Raw genomic sequence first — 1,178 nt, 5'->3', positions numbered from 1 at the left:
CCCACAGGGTCCCCCCTGCAGTACCATCGGCGCTGTGAGGCTTAGCTTCCGGGTTCGGGATGTTACCGGGCGTTTCCCTCACGCTATGACCACCGAAACCCTATCGGGTGTTCAGCGAACACTCTCTTCACAGTGGACGCGTAGCAACTATGGACAAGCCCTCGGCCTATTAGTACCGGTCAGCTCCACCCCTTACAGGGCTTCCACATCCGGCCTATCAACCCAGTCGTCTACTGGGAGCCTTACCCACTCGATGGTGGTGGGAGTCCTCATCTCGAAGCAGGCTTCCCGCTTAGATGCTTTCAGCGGTTATCCCTCCCGAACGTAGCCAACCAGCCATGCCCTTGGCAGGACAACTGGCACACCAGAGGTTCGTCCGTCCCGGTCCTCTCGTACTAGGGACAGCCCTTCTCAAGACTCCTGCGCGCGCAGCGGATAGGGACCGAACTGTCTCACGACGTTCTAAACCCAGCTCGCGTACCGCTTTAATGGGCGAACAGCCCAACCCTTGGGACCTACTCCAGCCCCAGGATGCGACGAGCCGACATCGAGGTGCCAAACCATCCCGTCGATATGGACTCTTGGGGAAGATCAGCCTGTTATCCCCGGGGTACCTTTTATCCGTTGAGCGACGGCGCTTCCACAAGCCACCGCCGGATCACTAGTCCCTGCTTTCGCACCTGCTCGACCCGTCGGTCTCACAGTCAAGCTCCCTTGTGCACTTACACTCAACACCTGATTGCCAACCAGGCTGAGGGAACCTTTGGGCGCCTCCGTTACATTTTAGGAGGCAACCGCCCCAGTTAAACTACCCACCAGACACTGTCCCTGATCCGGATCACGGACCCAGGTTAGACATCCAGCACGACCAGAGTGGTATTTCAACGACGACTCCACAACCACTGGCGTGGCCGCTTCACAGTCTCCCACCTATCCTACACAAGCCGAACCGAACACCAATATCAAGCTATAGTAAAGGTCCCGGGGTCTTTCCGTCCTGCTGCGCGAAACGAGCATCTTTACTCGTAATGCAATTTCACCGGGCCTATGGTTGAGACAGTCGAGAAGTCGTTACGCCATTCGTGCAGGTCGGAACTTACCCGACAAGGAATTTCGCTACCTTAGGATGGTTATAGTTACCACCGCCGTTTACTGGCGCTTAAGTTCTCAGCCTCGCC

Annotated in this window: 2 rRNA genes; both read right to left on the bottom strand. The window is 57.0% G+C overall.

What is annotated here, in order from left to right:
- Nucleotides 1-97: ribosomal RNA gene (gene rrf, locus IF29_RS44305) — 5S ribosomal RNA — on the bottom strand; the annotation flags it as partial.
- A 52-nt stretch (nucleotides 98-149) separates the two neighbouring features.
- A 23S ribosomal RNA gene (locus tag IF29_RS0141135) occupies nucleotides 150-1,178 on the bottom strand; the annotation flags it as partial.

The organism is Streptacidiphilus jeojiense, from assembly GCF_000719095.1.
In the GTDB taxonomy this organism is placed as follows: Bacteria; Actinomycetota; Actinomycetes; order Streptomycetales; family Streptomycetaceae; genus Streptacidiphilus; species Streptacidiphilus jeojiensis.
Note: the sequence above shows the minus strand (reverse complement) of the source record. Positions and strands in the feature narration are given on the sequence as shown.